At 60.6% G+C, this 17,556-nt stretch carries 13 protein-coding genes and 1 tRNA gene; 10 read left to right on the forward strand and 4 right to left on the reverse strand.

Annotated features, from left to right (window positions below; all coding sequences use genetic code 11):
* Nucleotides 1-184: 184 nt before the first annotated feature.
* Nucleotides 185-1,339, reverse strand: a complete 1,155-nt coding sequence (locus tag ACZZ0A_RS10555; RefSeq protein WP_463542999.1) for a MalY/PatB family protein — start codon at nucleotides 1,337-1,339, stop codon at nucleotides 185-187.
* Nucleotides 1,340-1,669: 330 nt separating this feature from the next.
* On the opposite strand from ACZZ0A_RS10555, the gene fdnG reads away from it, so the two are divergent.
* The 7 genes from fdnG (at nucleotide 1,670) to ACZZ0A_RS10590 (ending at nucleotide 10,741) form a co-directional block, all read left to right on the forward strand.
* Entirely contained in the window at nucleotides 1,670-4,735 is a 3,066-nt protein-coding gene (gene fdnG, locus ACZZ0A_RS10560; protein ID WP_463543000.1) for a formate dehydrogenase-N subunit alpha, read from the forward strand.
* A 14-nt stretch (nucleotides 4,736-4,749) separates the two neighbouring features.
* A complete protein-coding gene (fdxH, locus tag ACZZ0A_RS10565; RefSeq protein ID WP_463543001.1) occupies nucleotides 4,750-5,685 on the forward strand; it encodes a formate dehydrogenase subunit beta in 936 nt (311 codons plus the stop codon).
* Nucleotides 5,682-6,347 carry a formate dehydrogenase subunit gamma gene (locus tag ACZZ0A_RS10570; protein ID WP_447785344.1) on the forward strand — a complete coding sequence of 222 codons (666 nt, stop codon included), beginning with the start codon at nucleotides 5,682-5,684 and terminating at the stop codon, nucleotides 6,345-6,347. Before fdxH ends, ACZZ0A_RS10570 begins: the two co-directional genes overlap by 4 nt.
* A 3-nt stretch (nucleotides 6,348-6,350) precedes the next feature.
* On the forward strand, nucleotides 6,351-7,277 hold the full coding sequence (fdhE, locus tag ACZZ0A_RS10575) for a formate dehydrogenase accessory protein FdhE (RefSeq protein ID WP_463543002.1): 927 nt from the start codon (nucleotides 6,351-6,353) through the stop codon (nucleotides 7,275-7,277).
* 45 nt (nucleotides 7,278-7,322) lie between these two features.
* A complete protein-coding gene (selA, locus tag ACZZ0A_RS10580) occupies nucleotides 7,323-8,726 on the forward strand; it encodes an L-seryl-tRNA(Sec) selenium transferase (RefSeq protein WP_463544085.1) in 1,404 nt (467 codons plus the stop codon).
* Nucleotides 8,723-10,639, forward strand: coding sequence for a selenocysteine-specific translation elongation factor (selB, locus tag ACZZ0A_RS10585; protein ID WP_463544086.1), 1,917 nt, complete (start codon nucleotides 8,723-8,725; stop codon nucleotides 10,637-10,639). Before selA ends, selB begins: the two co-directional genes overlap by 4 nt.
* A gap of 6 nt (nucleotides 10,640-10,645) precedes the next feature.
* A tRNA-Sec gene (locus ACZZ0A_RS10590) sits at nucleotides 10,646-10,741 on the forward strand.
* 179 nt (nucleotides 10,742-10,920) lie between these two features.
* Here ACZZ0A_RS10590 and ACZZ0A_RS10595 read toward each other — a convergent pair.
* From ACZZ0A_RS10595 to ACZZ0A_RS10605, 3 genes are all read right to left on the reverse strand, one after another.
* On the reverse strand, nucleotides 10,921-11,280 hold the full coding sequence (locus ACZZ0A_RS10595; protein WP_414915118.1) for a DUF6124 family protein: 360 nt from the start codon (nucleotides 11,278-11,280) through the stop codon (nucleotides 10,921-10,923).
* Between the two features lie 471 nt (nucleotides 11,281-11,751).
* Nucleotides 11,752-13,500 carry a phosphoethanolamine transferase CptA gene (locus tag ACZZ0A_RS10600; protein WP_463543003.1) on the reverse strand — a complete coding sequence of 583 codons (1,749 nt, stop codon included), beginning with the start codon at nucleotides 13,498-13,500 and terminating at the stop codon, nucleotides 11,752-11,754.
* Nucleotides 13,501-13,711: 211 nt separating this feature from the next.
* Complete coding sequence (locus ACZZ0A_RS10605; protein ID WP_007914840.1) at nucleotides 13,712-13,894, reverse strand: DUF6026 family protein; 183 nt, start codon at nucleotides 13,892-13,894, stop codon at nucleotides 13,712-13,714.
* 272 nt (nucleotides 13,895-14,166) lie between these two features.
* Here ACZZ0A_RS10605 and gnd point away from each other — a divergent pair, with 272 nt between their 5' ends.
* Genes gnd through ACZZ0A_RS10620 form a run of 3 tightly spaced genes read left to right on the forward strand, consistent with a single transcriptional unit; the run spans nucleotide 14,167 to nucleotide 17,485 of the window.
* On the forward strand, nucleotides 14,167-15,147 hold the full coding sequence (gnd, locus tag ACZZ0A_RS10610) for a phosphogluconate dehydrogenase (NAD(+)-dependent, decarboxylating) (protein WP_007914838.1): 981 nt from the start codon (nucleotides 14,167-14,169) through the stop codon (nucleotides 15,145-15,147).
* Complete coding sequence (gene zwf / locus ACZZ0A_RS10615) at nucleotides 15,144-16,667, forward strand: glucose-6-phosphate dehydrogenase (RefSeq protein WP_007914830.1); 1,524 nt, start codon at nucleotides 15,144-15,146, stop codon at nucleotides 16,665-16,667. Before gnd ends, zwf begins: the two co-directional genes overlap by 4 nt.
* Nucleotides 16,664-17,485: an HAD family hydrolase gene (locus ACZZ0A_RS10620; protein WP_095113271.1), complete on the forward strand. Its 822-nt coding sequence runs from the start codon at nucleotides 16,664-16,666 to the stop codon at nucleotides 17,483-17,485. The genes zwf and ACZZ0A_RS10620 overlap by 4 nt, the downstream gene beginning before the upstream one ends.
* Nucleotides 17,486-17,556 lie beyond the last annotated feature (71 nt).

A 17,556-nucleotide genomic window follows, 5' to 3' on the forward strand; every position in this document is an offset into this window, starting at 1 on the left:
GAGGTCTCAGGGCAGGTATGGGTGGTTGACCCGGTGCCTTTGCCGTGAGTTCGATCGGATTTACACGCGACGCAAATTCCCTGTAGGAGCTGCCGAAGGCTGCGATCTTTTGATTTTGATCTTCTAAAAAAGCAAGATCAAAAGATCGCAGCCTTCGGCAGCTCCTACAGGGGATGTGGTGTTTTCAGGTGTTGCGCTGAGTCAGGGCACGCTCCATGCGGGCGATGCCTTCTTCCAGCAGCGAGCGCGGGCAGCCAAAGTTCAGGCGTACGAACTGCTGGTGTTGATCGCCGAAGTCCAGACCCGGGCTCAGCCCGACTTTGGCCTGTTCAAGGAAGAACTGCTGCGGGTTGTCCAGGTCCAGCGCCGAGCAATCCAGCCACGCCAGATAAGTGCCCTGCGGCACATTGATGGTCACGCCAGGCAAGCGGCTGCGCACCGCTTCAACCAGCCAGTCGCGATTGGCTTGCAGGTAGGTTTTCAGCTCGGCCAGCCACGGTCCACCTTCGCTGTAAGCCACGCGCGTGGCTTCCATGCCCAGCGGATTGACGCTGTCGACCATGCCGCAACGGGCGTGGTTGACGCGTTCGCGCAGGGCGGTGTTCTGGATGATCATGAACGAGGTCTTCAGGCCGGCAATGTTGTACGCCTTGCTCGCCGACATCAGGGTGATGGTGCGCTCGGCGATCTCCGTGCTCAGCGACGCGGTCGGAATGTGCACGCGACCGTCGAAGCACAGTTCGGCGTGGATTTCGTCGGAGATGATCCAGGCGTCCTGCGCCGCGCAGATATCCGCCACCGCTTGCAGTTCCTCACGGCCAAACACCTTGCCGATCGGGTTGTGCGGGTTGCTCAGCAGCAGCGCGCCGCCACCGTTCAGCGATTCACGCAACACGTCCAGCGGCGTCAGGTAAGTGCCGTCAGCCTGCGCGACGAACTCCAGCTCGACCTTGTTCAACCCCCAATGCCCCGGCGCGTGGCGCAGCGGCGGGTAGTTCGGCACTTGCACCACAACGTTCTGCTGCGGCTGCACCAGCGCCTTCAAAGCCATGTTGAAGCCGGACTCGACTCCCGGCAGGAAGATCAGCTCTTGCGGTTTGACCTTCCAGGCCAACTTGGCCCAGAGGTCGGCGACGATGGCTTCACGCAAGTTGTCCTGCGCCACGCTGTAACCCACCAGCGGGTGCAGCAAACGTTGCTGCAATGCCTCGATCACCACCGGTGGCGCGGCGAAATCCATATCAGCGACCCACATCGGCAACACATCGGCCGAATAGCGGCTCCACTTGGTGCTGCCGGTGTTGTGGCGGTCGAATACCTGATCAAAATCGAAAGTCATGCGCGGTCTCGTGAAGGCGGGATTGGTCCTGCGGGCATGATAAACCCATGTCCCTTTGGAAACACACTCAAACCCTGTGGGAGCTGGCTTGCCAGCGATAGCGGTGGGTCAGTCACCATCATTGTTGGAGGAGCCGACGTCATCGCTGGCAAGCCAGCACAGGGTTTGCGGTTGTTAGCAGGAGTGCCGACAAACGGCCGACGGTCGGTTTTCACACAGATCGTGTGGTCATTGTCTACAGTGAAAAGGTCGGCAGACGTTTGCCGCAACCGTGATTGTCCAGATAAAACCCGGCAGCAGTACCGGGTTCCACCTGATCAGGAGTGCACGATGGATCTCAGCCGTCGTCAGTTCTTCAAGGTCGCCGGTATCGGCCTTGCAGGCTCGAGCCTGGGCGCGTTGGGCATGGCCCCGACGCCAGCCTTCGCCGAGCAGGTGCGCCACTTCAAGCTAGCCCACACCCATGAAACCCGTAACACCTGCCCGTATTGCTCGGTCGGTTGCGGGTTGATCATGTACAGCCAGGGCGATACCGCGAAGAACGTAGCGCAAAGCATCATTCACATCGAGGGCGATGCCGACCACCCGGTCAATCGCGGCACCCTCTGCCCGAAAGGCGCAGGCCTGCTCGACTTCATTCACAGCCCCGGCCGATTGCTCTACCCGCAAACCCGCAAACCGGGCAGCAGTGAATGGACGCGGATCAGTTGGGACGAAGCGCTCGACCGCATCGCCGACCTGATGAAGACCGATCGCGACGCCAACTTCATCGAAAAAAATGCCAACGGGCAAACGGTGAATCGCTGGCTGAGCACCGGGTTCCTCGCCGCGTCGGCGGCGTCCAACGAAGCCGGTTACATAACTCAGAAGGTGATTCGCAGTCTCGGCATGCTGGGGTTCGATAACCAGGCGCGTGTCTGACACGGCCCGACGGTGGCAAGTCTTGCCCCGACGTACGGCCGTGGTGCCATGACCAATACCTGGACCGATATCGCCAACGCGAATCTGATCCTGGTGATGGGCGGCAACGCAGCAGAAGCGCATCCGTGCGGCTTCAAATGGGTGACCGAGGCCAAGGCGCACAACGCTGCGCGGCTTATCGTGGTCGATCCGCGTTTTACCCGGACCGCGTCCGTGGCCGACTATTACGCGCCGATCCGCACTGGCACCGACATCGCCTTCATGGGCGGTTTGATCAATTACCTGCTGACCGAGGACAAGATTCAGCACGAATACGTGCGCAACTACACCGACGTGTCGTTCATCGTCAAAGCAGGCTATGGCTTCGAAGACGGCATCTTCAGCGGTTACGACGTCGCCAAGCGCAGCTACACCGACAAGTCCGGCTGGGGTTACGAACTGGGCGAGGACGGTTTCGTCAGAGTCGACCCGACCCTGCAGGATCCGCGTTGCGTCTATCAATTGATGAAGCAGCATTACAGCCGCTACAACATCGACCTCGCCAGCCAGATCTGCGGCATGCCGGTCGACGCCATGCAGAAAATCTGGGAAGAGATCGCCACCTGCTCGATCCCGGGCAAGACCATGACGATTCTCTACGCCCTCGGCTGGACGCAGCACTCGATCGGCGCGCAGATCATCCGCAGCGCGGCAATGGTGCAACTGCTGCTGGGCAACGTCGGCATGCCAGGCGGTGGCGTCAATGCCTTGCGCGGTCACTCGAACATTCAGGGACTGACCGACCTTGGCTTACTCTCCAACGCACTGCCGGGCTACCTGACCCTGGGCAGCGACATGGAGCAGGATTACGCCCAGTTCATCCACAAACGCACGCAGGTTCCGCTTAGACCCGGACAGCTTTCCTACTGGCAGAACTACAGCAAGTTCCACGTCAGCCTGATGAAGTCGTGGTACGGCGCCAACGCCACCGTCGAGAACAATTGGTGCTACGACCATTTGCCGAAACTCGACATCCCCAACTACGACGTCCTGAAGATGTTCGACCTGATGAGCCAGGGCAAGGTCAACGGCTACTTCTGCCAAGGCTTCAATCCGATCGCGGCACTACCGGACAAGAACCGCGTGATGGGCGCACTGGCCAAGCTGAAATGGCTGGTGGTGATGGACCCGCTGGCTACCGAAACTTCGGAGTTCTGGCACAACGTCGGGCCGTACAACGACGTGAAAAGCGCCGAGATCCAGACCGAAGTCATTCGCCTGCCGACCACTTGTTTTGCCGAAGAGGACGGCTCGCTGGTCAACAGCAGTCGCTGGCTGCAATGGCACTGGAAAGGTGCCGATGGCCCGGGCGAGGCGCAGACCGACATCCGCATCATGAGCGAATTGTTTCTGCGCCTGCGCAAGCGTTATCAGGCCGAGGGCGGCAAATTCCCCGATCCGCTGTTGAAACTGACGTGGCCGTACAAGATCCCCGACGAACCTTCGCCGGAAGAGTTGGCCAAGGAAATCAACGGCAGCGCCGTGGCCGATTTCACCGATGCCACGGGTGTGACGGTCAAGGCCGGCTCGCAATTGGCCGGGTTTGGCTTGCTCAAGGATGACGGCAGCACCGCGTCCGGTTGCTGGATCTTCGCCGGCAGCTGGACCGAGGCCGGTAACCAGATGGCCCGCCGCGACAACAGCGACCCGTTCGGTATGCATCAGCATCAAGGCTGGGCGTGGGCCTGGCCGGCCAACCGGCGAATTCTCTACAACCGTGCTTCGGCGGACGTCGCCGGCAAACCGTGGGATCCGAAAAAACGTCTGGTGTGGTGGAACGGCAAAGCTTGGGGCGGCACCGACGTGCCGGACTATAAGGCCGACGTACCACCGGAAGCCGGGATGAACCCGTTCATCATGAACCCCGAAGGCGTCGCGCGATTCTTCGCCGTCGACAAGATGAACGAAGGACCATTCCCCGAGCACTACGAGCCGTTCGAAACGCCGATCGGCATCAACCCGCTGCACCCGCAAAACAAGAAAGCCACCAGCAACCCGGCGGCGCGGATCTTCGATTCGGTCTGGGAAACCCTCGGCGAGGCCAAGGACTTCCCGTACGCCGGCACCAGTTACCGGTTGACCGAGCATTTCCACTTCTGGAGCAAGCACTGCAAGTTGAACGCGATTGCTCAACCGGAGCAGTTCGTCGAAATCGGCGAAGTGCTGGCGAAAGAGAAGGGCATTGCTGCCGGTGATCGCGTACGCGTCAGTTGCAAACGCGGCTTTATCGAAGCGGTGGCGGTGGTGACGAAAAGGATCCGGCCGTTGCAGGTCAACGGCCAGGTCGTGCATCAGATCGGCATCCCGCTGCACTGGGGGTTCACCGGTTTGACGCGTCACGGTTATCTGACCAACACCTTGGTGCCGTTCCTCGGCGATGGCAACACACAGACCCCGGAATCCAAGTCATTCCTGGTCAACGTGGAGAAGCTCTAATGGAGAATCTTTAAATGGCCAGCCAAGACATCATTGCCCGCTCGGCCACTACCACCGTGCCGCCATCGGTGAGGAATCAGGAGGCGGTGGCCAAGCTGATCGACACCACCAAATGCATCGGCTGCAAGGCCTGTCAGGTCGCCTGCTCGGAATGGAACGAGCTGCGCGACGAGGTCGGCCACAACCACGGCACCTACGACAACCCGCAAGACCTGAGTGCAGAAACCTGGACGTTGATGCGCTTCACCGAGCACGAAACCGACGCCGGCAACCTCGAGTGGCTGATCCGCAAGGACGGCTGCATGCACTGCGCCGAGCCCGGTTGTCTGGCGGCGTGCCCGAGCCCCGGCGCGATCATCAAACACGCTAACGGCATCGTCGATTTCGATCAGGATCACTGCATCGGTTGCGGTTATTGCATCACCGGTTGCCCGTTCAACATTCCGCGCATTTCGCAAAAGGATCACAAAGCCTACAAGTGCACCTTGTGTTCCGATCGCGTGGCGGTAGGGCTGGAACCGGCCTGCGTGAAAACCTGCCCGACCGGGGCCATTGTGTTCGGCACCAAGGAAGACATGAAGGAACACGCTGCCGAACGCATCGTCGACCTGAAAAGCCGTGGCTTCGAGAATGCCGGTCTGTATGACCCGGCAGGCGTTGGCGGCACACATGTGATGTACGTGTTGCACCACGCTGACACACCAACGATCTACGCCAATCTGCCGCAGGATCCGGCGATCAGCCCGTTGGTGGGCCTGTGGAAAGGCATCAGCAAACCGCTGGGCCTGCTGGCCATGGGCGCGGCGGTGCTGGCCGGGTTCTTCCATTACGTGCGTATCGGCCCGAATCGGATGGAAGAGGATGAACACCCAACACCACCCGACACCTCGGTGCACGTTGTCGATCCGGCAGTGCACACCTTCGATCCACGCGGGGAGGACCGGCCATGAGCAACAAGACGATCCTGCGTTACACCGCCAACCAGCGCACCAATCACTGGCTGGTGGCAATCCTGTTTTTCATGGCCGGGCTGTCCGGGCTGGCGTTGTTTCATCCGTCGTTGTTCTGGCTCAGCAACCTGTTCGGCGGCGGGCCGTGGACGCGGATTCTGCATCCGTACATGGGCATCGCCATGTTCGTGTTTTTCCTCGGTCTGGTGCTGAGTTTCTGGCGTGCCAACTTCTTCATCAGCAACGACGGCAAGTGGCTGCGCCGCATCGATCGGGTGCTGGTTAACGACGAAGAAAGCGTGCCGCCGGTGGGCAAATACAACGCCGGGCAGAAGCTGCTGTTCTGGACTTTACTGCTGTGCATGCTCGGTTTGCTGTTTACCGGGCTGGTGATCTGGCGCGCCTGGTTCAGTGCGTATTTCGGCATCACCGTGATTCGCTGGGCGATGCTCCTGCATGCGCTGGCCGGGTTTATTCTGGTGCTGAGCATCATCATTCACATCTACGCCGGGCTGTGGATCAAGGGTTCGGTGGACGCAATGATGCACGGCTGGGTCAGCCGCGCCTGGGCCAGGAAACACCATGAACTCTGGTATCGCGACATCACCCGCGACGAACGCCAACCGGATGTGCCGGAACGACCGATCACCAAAAAGGGCTGACTCTTGCCAACCATTCTGGAACCTGGGGAAATTGAAGCGGCGGCGAGTTCGCCGCCGTTTCTGCATCTGCCGCCTTCGAACCTGTTTGCGCTGCGGGCTGATCGACTGGAGCAACTGGCCGAGGGGCATGCGCTGGCTGAATACCTGCGACTGATTGCCGGATTGTGCCGGGTGCAGCAGCAGGTCTTCGACGATCCGCCGTTGACGGCGCCGTTCGATCAACAACGGATTGAAGCCTGTCAGCAGCATGGTTTGCCGCCGTTTGCCGCCGATACGTTGGTGCGCGAAGAGGGCTGGCAGGCTTACCTTGAAGCTTTGCTGCAGCGTTATGAACCTGCTGAGCAACCTGCCGTCATTGATGCGGTGACGACGTTGCGGGTCGCCAGTTCGGGCCAGTTACGCGCGTGGGCGGTGGCGCTGGTCAGTGGCCAATACACAATGGTGCCCGCGCAACTGGTGCCGTTTCTCGGTGCGGCGCTGCAAGTGGCCTGGAGTCACTGGCTGCTAAGCGCGCCGAATCTGCAACTCAAACCCGGTGACAGCCTCAGTCAATGCCCGGCGTGCGGTTCACCGGCGATGGCCGGGGTCATTCGCCATCGCGGCAAGCACAATGGTTTGCGTTATCTGGTGTGTTCGCTGTGTGCCTGCGAATGGCATGTGGTGCGGGTCAAGTGCGTGTATTGCGAGTCGAGCAAAGGGCTTGATTATCTGAGCCTCGAGGACGATCGCCACGCTGCAAATCAGGCACCGCTGCGGGCGGAGGTCTGTCCGGGTTGTAACAGTTATCTGAAGCTGGTGTATCTGGAAAACGATGCCGATGCCGAGGCGTTGTCGGCGGATCTCACCAGTTTGTTGCTGGACATGCGCCTGGCGCAGGACGGTTATCAGCGGCTGGCACCGAATCTGTTGCTGGCACCGGGAGACGAATGAACTGAGCGTCTACACTCTGGCGCAGTGATCTGTCTCCAGGAGTGGCTGATGTCCCTGCGGTTACCTTCCATTGATGGTCTGTTGCGTCATCCTGCGTGTGGGCCTTTACTTGAGCGTCACGGCCGTGAGTCGCTGCTGGCAAGTTTGCGTCAGTTGCTCGATGAGCTACGTTCCGGCGTGTTGAACGGGCAATTGTCAGCCGTCGAAATCAGCCCCGAAGTGCTTGCCGGCCGCGTCGGTGAACGTCTGGCCCAGCAACAGCGCAGCAACGTATGCCGCGTGTTCAACCTGACCGGCACCGTCTTGCACACCAATCTGGGCCGCGCCTTGTTGCCGGACGAAGCCATCGACGCCGTGCAGATGGCCGCGCGTTATCCGCTCAATCTGGAATTCGATCTGGCCAGCGGCAAACGCGGCGATCGCGATGACCTGATCGAAGGCCTGATCCGCGAACTGACCGGCGCCGAAGCCGTTACCGTGGTCAACAACAATGCCGCCGCAGTGTTGCTGACGCTCAACAGTCTGGGCGCGCGCAAGGAAGGCATCATTTCCCGTGGCGAGCTGATCGAAATCGGCGGCGCCTTCCGCATTCCCGACATCATGGCCCGTGCCGGTGTGCGTCTGCACGAAGTCGGCACGACCAATCGCACCCATGCCCGCGACTACGAAGCGGCGATCAGCCCACGCAGCGGTTTGATCATGCGCGTGCATGCGAGCAACTACAGCATCGAAGGTTTTACCGCGCGGGTGCCGACTGCTGAACTGGCCGAGCTGGCCCATCGACACGGCTTGCCGTTGCTGGAAGACCTGGGCAGCGGCAGCCTGCTGGATCTGACCCGTTGGGGGTTACCGGCCGAACCGACAGTGCGTCAGGCGCTGCTGGATGGCGCGGATATCGTCACCTTCAGCGGCGACAAATTGCTCGGTGGCCCGCAGGCCGGGTTGATCGTCGGGCGTAAAGAGCTGATCGCGAAGATCAAGAAGAACCCGTTGAAACGCGCGCTGCGGGTGGACAAGTTGACTTTGGCGGCGCTGGAAGCGGTGCTCGGGTTGTATCGTGATCCCGATCGCCTCGCTGAACGTCTGCCGAGTTTGCGTCTGTTGACTCGCCCGCAGGCTGAGATCTTCGCCCAGGCTTTGCGCTTGCAGCCCTTGATGGCTGAACGGTTGGGTGAGATCTGGCAGGTCAGTGCAGTCGAGGCCTTGGGCATGATCGGCAGCGGCAGCCAACCGGTGGCGCGTCTGCCGAGTGCAGCGTTGTGTTGTCGCCCGCAAGTCTCCAAGCGTTTGCGCGGGCGTTGCCTGTTGAATCTGGAAGCGGCGTTGCGTGCATTGCCGATCCCGGTGCTCGGTCGTATCGACGACGATGCACTGTGGCTGGATCTGCGCCAACTCGACGATGAGCCGGCGTGGCTCGCGCAGTTGCCACAGTTGCAGGTCGATTCGTGATTATCGGCACGGCGGGGCACATCGACCACGGCAAGACCTCGTTGCTGCAAGCCCTGACCGGACAAACCGGCGATCGCCGCCCGCAGGAGCGCGAGCGGGGGATGACCATCGACCTTGGCTATCTCTATGTCGAACTCGCACCCGGCGCCGGCCTGACCGGGTTTATCGACGTCCCCGGCCACGAGAAATTCACCCACAACATGCTCGCCGGCGCGCAAGGCATCGACTTGGTGTTGCTGGTAGTTGCCGCCGATGACGGCGTGATGCCGCAGACCCGCGAGCATCTGGCGATTGTCGAATTGCTCGGCATCCCGCGCGCTTTGGTGGCGATCACCAAATGCGACCGGGCCGAGGCGGGCAGGGTGGAAGAGGTGCAGCGGCAGGTGCTGGACCTGCTCGCTCCGGGGCCGTTTGCCGAGGCGCCGATCCTCACCGTGTCGAGCCTGAGCGGACAGGGCGTTGAGGCCTTGCGCGAGCTGCTGGTGCAGACGCAAAACGAAGTGCACGAACGCAGTCGTGAAGGCGCTTTTCGCTTGGCCATCGACCGCGCGTTCAGCGTTACCGGTGCCGGCATTGTGGTGACCGGGACGGCGTTGTCGGGCACGGTCGCCGTCGGCGACAAGCTCATCCTCGGGCCTTCGGGGAAATCGGTGCGGGTGCGAGGTTTGCACGCCCAAAATCAACCCGCCGAACAGGCCTTTGCCGGCCAGCGAGTGGCGTTGAACCTCAGCGGCGAACGCCTTGAACTGGCGCAGATCCATCGCGGCCAGTGGTTACTCAGCGAGTGGCTGCACGCGCCGACGCAGCGGGTCGACATCGACTTTCAACTGTTACCCGGTGAACGCACCTTCGAACACTTCCACCCGGTGCACGTGCACCTCGGCACGCAGGATGTGATTGCACGGGTGGCGTTGCTCGAAGGCCCGCGCCTCAGTCCCGGCGAACACATGTTCGCGCAACTGCTGATCAATGCGCCGGTGCACGCGGTGAAAGGTGATCGGCTGATCCTGCGCGACCAGAGCGCACAACGCACCTTGGGCGGCGGCCAGGTCCTCGACCCGTTCGCCCCGGCGCGACAGCGTCGTAGCCCGGAACGTCTAGCGCAATTGCGCTCCTTGGTCTCGGGCGACGAGTTCGAACAGGTCCTGCCCGTGTTGCTCAACTACAGTGCGGGCGGTCTCGACCCGCTGAGGCTCGAACGTCAGTTCAATCGTCCGCGCTCAACGTGGGCGTTAGCGGAAAACGTACGCCTGATCGACACGCGCCAAGGCCAGTTGCTGTTTAACGTGCAGCGCTGGGCGCAGCTGAAGTTCACTCTGCTGGAACAACTCGCGCAGTTCCATGAACTGGAGCCCGACCAGATGGGCCCGGATCGCGATCGCCTGCGCCGCTTCAGCGGCTTGGCATTGGAGCGCTCGACGTTTGTCAGTTTGCTGGATGAATTGCTCACCGCCGGATCGATTCAGGCAAGCGGGCCGTGGCTGCATTTGCCGGATCATCAAGTGCGCTTGAATGCTGAGGACGAAAGCCTCTGGCTGCAACTGCAACCGCTGTTCGAACAGGCCGGTTTCGACCCGCCATGGGTGCGCGACATCGCGAAAATGCTCGGTCAGGACGACGCCGTCGTGCGCCTGCTGCTGCGCAAACTGGCGCGGCTCGGTCTGATGCATCAAGTGGTACGCGACCTGTTCTTGAGTGACGTGCAACTGCGCCAAATGGCCAACGTGTTGCTCCAACTGGCCAGGGAAAATCCGCAGATCCAGGTGACAACCTTCCGTGATGCGCTAGGCTTGGGTCGCAAACGCTGCATTCAGTATCTGGAATATTTCGACCGCGTCGGCCTGACCCGACGCATAGGCGAATCCCGCCAGATCCGCCCCGACAACGCGCTGGCCCACGCCAACGCACAATGAGTTCAAGGAAGGCAATCGCGCCCGGTGGCGCGGCCGGGCTTCAAACCCGGTTGGGGACGGCATCCGTTCCCGGGCAGGTTCGACTCCGGCTGCCTTCCGCCACTTTTTCCTCCAAACCTCCCCGATCCAGTGTGGGAGCGAGCCTGCTCGCGAAAGCGTGATCGTTCCCACGCTCCGCGTGGGAATGCCTCAACGGACGCTCCGCGTTCGGCTTCGGAAGGGACGCGGAGCGTCCCGGGCTGCATTCCCACGCAGAGCGTGGGAACGATCATAGAGGCCCGCTACTGCGGCAACTGCAGATTATCCATCACTCGATTCACCGCCAGTTCGCCGAGCATGATCAGTTGCGCAATACCCAGCAGCGTTCTGCGCTGCGACGCGGGTATGAGGTGGGCGAAGTCATGAGCGATGGTTCTGGCTGAGGCGAGAGTTTCGCTGGCGTCGGCCAGCAGTTCCTCGTTTTTGAAGTCCGCAGTGACGGCGTACATCCGGCGGGTTTTGCGTGGCGGTGGGGTAGAGCCGGGTGGGCAGAGGTAGTGATCGAGGGCGCGTTCGGCGGCGTCGTTGAGTTTTTTGGAGTCGTGGGATTCGTAGGGGGAGGCGAGGTCGGTTTCAGGTGGGTTTGGTGTTGGTTTGATCATCGGTAAAGCTCCTTGAGATATGGAGCCGTCATCCATCGCTGCTAAACGGATAGGGTGGCGGCTGTACGCGGGTTAGCAGACCAGGCTCAAGGATCCCGGCGCACCGAAGTGCCCCACGCATAGCCGCCATAACGTACTGGCGAAACTCGCGTGCCTTGAAAATTGCCGAGCTGCTAAACCCGATCGCTGATTCGTCAGCGACCGACCCACAATAGAACCCGCCCCCAAAGCGCACAAGCCGGCGGATTCTGGCGTAGCTGTAGGCAATGGCGCAAGGATGTGTAGCCTCGAAGGCGTGTCTGGAGGTGTCTTTTAAACACCGGAGTTTAAATGGCAACTACATCCAGCCATCGCTCAACCACATCACCGCCGTGTGGGCCAGTTGCTGCACATCGGCACCTTTGGTTTATGGCGATCAGTCCTTCGCTAGCAGTGGACATGAAAAAGGGGCCGTTTCAGGCCCCTTCGGTGTTACTGCTCCGCCGCGTCGGCGACGGCGTTATCGGGTTTCTTCGGCTTCATCAGGCTGAAGTCGATCAGCGCGCGCTGCTCGGTCTGGTACGGGTCGCCGATCAGTAGTGGCCGCGCCTTGAAGCTGTCGCTGACCAGGCTCTTGCTGCGGTCGAGTTCATCGAAGCTCAAACCGGCCAGGTCGGCCCAGGTATGGATGAGGTGCGAGCTGCTGTACGGGCGATCCAGATCACCGGCAAAGTTCCAGTCGTGGCTGGCTTTCCACTTCGGCGAAGCCCAGGCCATGAACGGGATGGTGTACATCGGCGCGGTCGGTTTGTTTTCGTTGCGGCCCAAGGTCTTGTGGCCCACCGAGTCGAACACGTCTTCACCGTGGTCGGAGAGGTACAACAGGAAACCGTTCGGATCGGATTTGGCGTAATCCTTGATCAGACTCGAAACGACAAAGTCGTTGTACAGCACGGCGTTGTCGTAGCTGTTGTAGGTCGGTACCTGGTCGTCACGCACACCCGGTGGCACGCCGTTGCGATCCTGAAACTTGTCGAACGTTGGCGGATAGCGGTACTGGTAGCTCATGTGTGTGCCGAGCAAATGCACGACGATCAGCTTGCGCGGTGCCGCGTCAGCCAGCGCCTTGTTGAACGGCTCGATCACGTCGCCATCGTATTGAGCGGCGTTCTGGTTGCGGTTGTTGTTCAGGTACACCTGCTCGTCGGCCTGCTCGGAGAAGGTCGTGAGCATGGTGTTGCGCTTGGTCATGGTCTGCTGATTGGTGATCCAGAAGGTCTTGTAACCGGCCTGTTTCATCATGCTGACCAGCGACGGCGTCGACAGGTACAGATCCGGATGCTCTTCGTCAGCGAAGGTCAGCACCTGCTGCAACGCTTCGATGGTGTACGGGCGCGGGGTGACGACGTTGTCGAACACCGCCAGTTGATCCTTGAGCTTGTCCAGTTCCGGCGTGGTGTTGCGCTGATAGCCGTAGAGGCTCATGCGCTGACGGTTGGTCGATTCACCGATGACCAGTACCAGAGTCTTCGGCTGATCGGCCGAGGCGTCCTGAAGGTTTTTCAGTGGCGGGATCTTGCTCACGTTGTGCAGCATGCCCTGCATGTCGGCGAGGGTTTCCTGATAACGGTGATAGGCCACGACCATCTGCCATGGCACCGCCGGCTCGATGCGGGTTTCGAATTTCTCGAAGCCTTGGGCGAAGGTGCCCATGCGCAGGGTCTGTTTGACCAGCGGGTAACCGACTACAGCGATCACGATCGCGGTTGCCGCCACCAGCGCACGACCTCGGGGCATGTACACCGGGCGCAGGCGTGTCCACAGGAAATAGGCGAACGCGGTATGGGCGAGGAACGCCGGCACCATCCACCAGGCAAAGTACTGGGTCATGTACTCGCCAGCTTCAGAAATGTTCGACTCGAACATGATGAAGATGACGCTCTGCGAGAATTCCTGCTCATAGATGAAGAAGTAGCCCAAGCTGGCCGTCGAGCAGGCCCACAGCACCACGCCAATGATCGCGGCGAGCAGTTTGGTGCGTTTGGGGAACAGCAACATCGGCGCCAGCCAGATCGCGCTCATGACGAACGCCTGACGGAACCCGGTAAAGCCCGAGGTGCCAGTCAGCTGAATCAGCAGTTGGGTGATACCCGAGAAGTACCAGAAGAATACAAACAGCCAGAGAAAACCGGCCCAGTCGAAACCTGTCGCAGTCGTTTTGCTGCGTTTGAACAATGCCATTCGGCGCTCCAGCTCACTCGTTACAACCACCGCCGGAACATCCATGAAGCCGACGAACGGAAGCCGTACGCGCAGGTACGGCCAGAATGGGGCGGAGTATTACGAAGAGAATGTGAAAAGTTTGTGAGTTGCTGCCTTTGTTCCATAGAGAAGCGGGCAGCGATGCATCATGTCGGGAACAGCGGCGGCCGTTCCCGAATCAGGCGGGGGATCAAGCGTGGGGATGACGCTGAACGACCGGCAAAGGTTGCGGTTGCACACCTTGGGTCAACAGGCGCAGCTGCGCCAGCTCCTGCTTCAACTGGTCGCGTTCGTCTTTCAACTGACGCAATTCATCGCGACGGATTGTCACGTACAGGGTTTGTGGCGGCATTGCTGTGTGTACTGTGCCCATTGCTCACCTCGCAAATGGCGTGCATCAACTGTAGGTCGTCCCCATTTGGGGTACTGATCTACTATCGGCGCCGATTTTGATTTCTTTTGCCCGTGAATGGAACTTTTTTATTTTTCATGGTCGGTGTGTCTTCGCCACGTTTCGGGGCGTTATCAGTCTGATTCGGGCACAATGCCCGGAAACTTCATCGCAACGCTCTGGACTAACCTCCATCAGTCGCGTTGGGCTATAACCAATGACACACATTTATTTGTAGTAAGGAGCATCAGCACATGCAACTCGGGATTATTGGACTGGGCCGCATGGGCGGCAATATTGCGCGACGTCTGATGCTCAACGGTCACACCACCGTTGTTTACGACCGCAATACCGCTTTCATCGATAACCTGGTCGCCGAGGGCTCCACCGGCGTCGCCGACTTGCCGGCACTGGTTGCCGGCCTGGCCAAACCGCGTGCGGTCTGGGTCATGCTGCCGGCCGGCGCGCCAACCGAAGACACCATCAACACCCTGAGCACTTTGCTCGAAGCCGGCGACACCATCATCGACGGCGGCAACACCAACTATAAGGATGACATTCGCCGGGCCAAGACCCTGGCCGAAAAGGGCCTGCACTACATCGACGTCGGTACTTCCGGCGGCGTCTGGGGCCTGGAGCGCGGCTATTGCATGATGATCGGCGGCGACGCTGAAACCGTGCAGCGCCTCGACCCGTTGTTCGCCGCACTGGCGCCGGGCATGGGTGACATCCCGCGCACCAAGGATCGCAAGTCCGACGACCACCGCGCCGAACATGGCTACATTCACGCCGGTCCCGCCGGTGCCGGGCACTTTGTGAAGATGATTCACAACGGTATCGAGTACGGCATGATGGCCGCGTTCGCCGAGGGCTTCGACATCCTCAAGACCAAGTCCAGCGAGCGCCTGCCGGAAGATCAGCGTTTTGATCTGAACGTGGCTGACATCGCCGAGGTCTGGCGTCGTGGCAGCGTGGTGTCCTCGTGGTTGCTCGACCTGACCGCTGATGCACTGGCCAGCGATCCGAAACTCGACGGCTTCTCCGGCTCTGTTGCCGACAGCGGCGAAGGTCAATGGACCATCGAAGCGGCCATGGAACAAGCGGTGCCGGTACCGGTGCTGTCGAACTCGCTGTTCTCGCGCTACCGCTCGCGCGGCCAGGGGACCTTTGGCGACAAGATTCTTTCGGCCCAGCGCTTCGGCTTCGGCGGCCACGTGGAGACACCGAAGAAATGACCCATACGATCCGCAGAAAATCCAAGGCAGAACCCGCACCACCGACCACGCTGTTTCTGTTCGGTGCCCACGGCGACCTGGTCAAGCGCTTGCTGATGCCGGCGCTGTACAACCTCAGTCGCGACGGCTTGCTTGACGAAAATCTGCGGATCGTTGGCGTTGACCACAACGCCATTACCGATGAGGCCTTTGCGCAGAAGCTCGAAGACTTCATCCGTACCGAAGTGGCGGCAAAAGTCGGCAAGGGCGATCAGATGCTGGATCCGGCCTTGTGGGCCAAGCTCGCCAAAGGTATCAGCTACGTCCAGGGCGACTTCCTGGACGACAGCACTTATTCCGCGCTGGCGGCGAAAATCGCCGACAGTGGCACCGGCAATGCGGTGTTCTACCTGGCCACCGCGCCGCGTTTCTTCAGTGAAGTGGTGCGCCGACTGGGCGCCGCGAAACTGCTCGAAGAAACCCCTGAGGCTTTCAGAAGGGTGGTGATCGAGAAGCCGTTCGGCTCCGATCTGCAAACTGCCGAAGCGTTGAACGCCTGTTTGCTCAAGGTGATGTCCGAGAAGCAGATCTATCGGATCGACCATTATCTGGGCAAGGAAACCGTGCAGAACATTCTGGTCAGCCGGTTCTCCAACAGCCTCTTCGAAGCGTTCTGGAACAATCACTACATCGACCACGTGCAGATTACCGCCGCCGAAACCGTCGGCGTCGAAACCCGTGGCAGTTTTTACGAACACACCGGCGCCCTGCGTGACATGGTGCCCAATCACCTGTTCCAGTTGCTCGCCATGGTAGCCATGGAGCCGCCGGCGGCATTCGGCGCCGACGCGGTTCGCGGTGAGAAGGCCAAAGTGGTTGGCGCGATTCGTCCCTGGACAACTGAAGAGGCACGGGCCAACTCGGTTCGCGGCCAGTACAGCGCTGGCGAAGTCGACGGCAAAGCGCTGAACGGCTATCGCCAGGAGGCCAACGTTTCACCTGACAGCAACACTGAAACCTACGTTGCACTCAAGGTGATGATCGACAACTGGCGCTGGGTCGGCGTGCCGTTCTACCTGCGCACCGGCAAACGCATGAGCGTGCGCGACACCGAGATCGTCATCTGCTTCAAACCGGCGCCGTACGCGCAATTCCGTGACACCGAAGTCGACGAATTACAGCCGACCTACCTGCGTATTCAGATCCAGCCGAACGAAGGCATGTGGTTCGACCTGCTGGCTAAACGGCCGGGGCCGGCGTTGAACATGGCCAACATCGAACTTGGTTTTGCCTACAAGGACTTTTTCGAGATGCAGCCGTCGACCGGTTACGAAACGCTGATCTACGACTGCCTGACCGGCGATCAGACGCTGTTCCAGCGTGCTGATAACATCGAGAATGGCTGGCGTGCGGTGCAACCGTTCCTTGATGCCTGGCAGCAGGATGCAAGTGTGCAGACCTACGCCGCCGGTGAAGACGGCCCGCAGGCTGCCGAAGATCTGCTGACTCGCGATGGTCGCGTCTGGCATGGCCTGGGATGAGTGAATTGCCGAAACAACCTGTCCGTTTTCTGCTCAGCGACATGGACGGCACACTGTTGCTGCCCGATCACAGTTTGAGTCAGCGCACCATTGACGCGGTGCGCTCGCTGCGCGAGGCCGGCGTGTTGTTCAGCCTCGCCACGGGCAGACCACCGAAGGCCATGTTGCAGCAGATCGAAGCCCTGGGCGTTGATCTGCCGACAGCGGCGTTCAACGGTGGAACCATCGTCAATCCGGATGGCAGTTTGCTGGTTGCGCATTACCTGCCGGCGACGACGGCGCTGATTGCCCTGGCAACGTTCGCCGATCAGCCTGATGTGGAAATTTGGGTGTTCAGCGGCGGTGACTGGCTGCTCAAGGATCCGCACGGGCCGATGGTGCCGCGCGAACAGCATGGCCTCGGTTATCCGCCGGTGGTGGTGGAGAGTTTCGAGCCCTATCTGGAGCGTATCGACAAGATTGTCGCGACCAGTAACAACACTGAACTGTTGATTGAGCTGGAGGCGCGCCTGTTGCCCAAAGTCAATGGCATGGCACAAGTGTCACGCTCGCAACCGGTGTATCTCGATGTCACGGCGCTGGAGGCCAACAAAGGCACCGCACTGGCGACCCTGGCCGCGCATCTCGGGATTCCACTGGAACAGACAGCGGCCATCGGTGATGGCGGCAACGACCCGGCGATGTTTCATTGCGCGGGATTGTCGATTGCCATGGGGCAGGCGGAGGAGGCGGTAAAGCGTCAGGCTGACGTGGTCACCGCGCCGAACACCGAAGACGGCGTCGCCCAGGCCATCGAGAAATACATCCTCCCTCACTGAAAGCACGCAAAACCAAATGTAGGAGTGAGCCTGCTCGCGATAGCAATGCATCAGTCACCATTTCCTGGGCT

This window comes from Pseudomonas sp. AC242, from assembly GCF_979258655.1.

What these genes read in the sequence shown, in the direction of transcription:
- ACZZ0A_RS10605 (WP_007914840.1), bottom strand. Translation starts at nt 13,894, where the DNA reads ATGGGCACAGTACACACAGCAATGCCGCCACAAACCCTGTACGTGACA.
- ACZZ0A_RS10620 (WP_095113271.1), top strand. Translation starts at nt 16,664, where the DNA reads ATGAGTGAATTGCCGAAACAACCTGTCCGTTTTCTGCTCAGCGACATG.
- fdxH (WP_463543001.1), top strand. Translation starts at nt 4,750, where the DNA reads ATGGCCAGCCAAGACATCATTGCCCGCTCGGCCACTACCACCGTGCCG.
- zwf (WP_007914830.1), top strand. Translation starts at nt 15,144, where the DNA reads ATGACCCATACGATCCGCAGAAAATCCAAGGCAGAACCCGCACCACCG.
- ACZZ0A_RS10570 (WP_447785344.1), top strand. Translation starts at nt 5,682, where the DNA reads ATGAGCAACAAGACGATCCTGCGTTACACCGCCAACCAGCGCACCAAT.
- ACZZ0A_RS10555 (WP_463542999.1), bottom strand. Translation starts at nt 1,339, where the DNA reads ATGACTTTCGATTTTGATCAGGTATTCGACCGCCACAACACCGGCAGC.
- ACZZ0A_RS10595 (WP_414915118.1), bottom strand. Translation starts at nt 11,280, where the DNA reads ATGATCAAACCAACACCAAACCCACCTGAAACCGACCTCGCCTCCCCC.
- ACZZ0A_RS10600 (WP_463543003.1), bottom strand. Translation starts at nt 13,500, where the DNA reads ATGGCATTGTTCAAACGCAGCAAAACGACTGCGACAGGTTTCGACTGG.
- gnd (WP_007914838.1), top strand. Translation starts at nt 14,167, where the DNA reads ATGCAACTCGGGATTATTGGACTGGGCCGCATGGGCGGCAATATTGCG.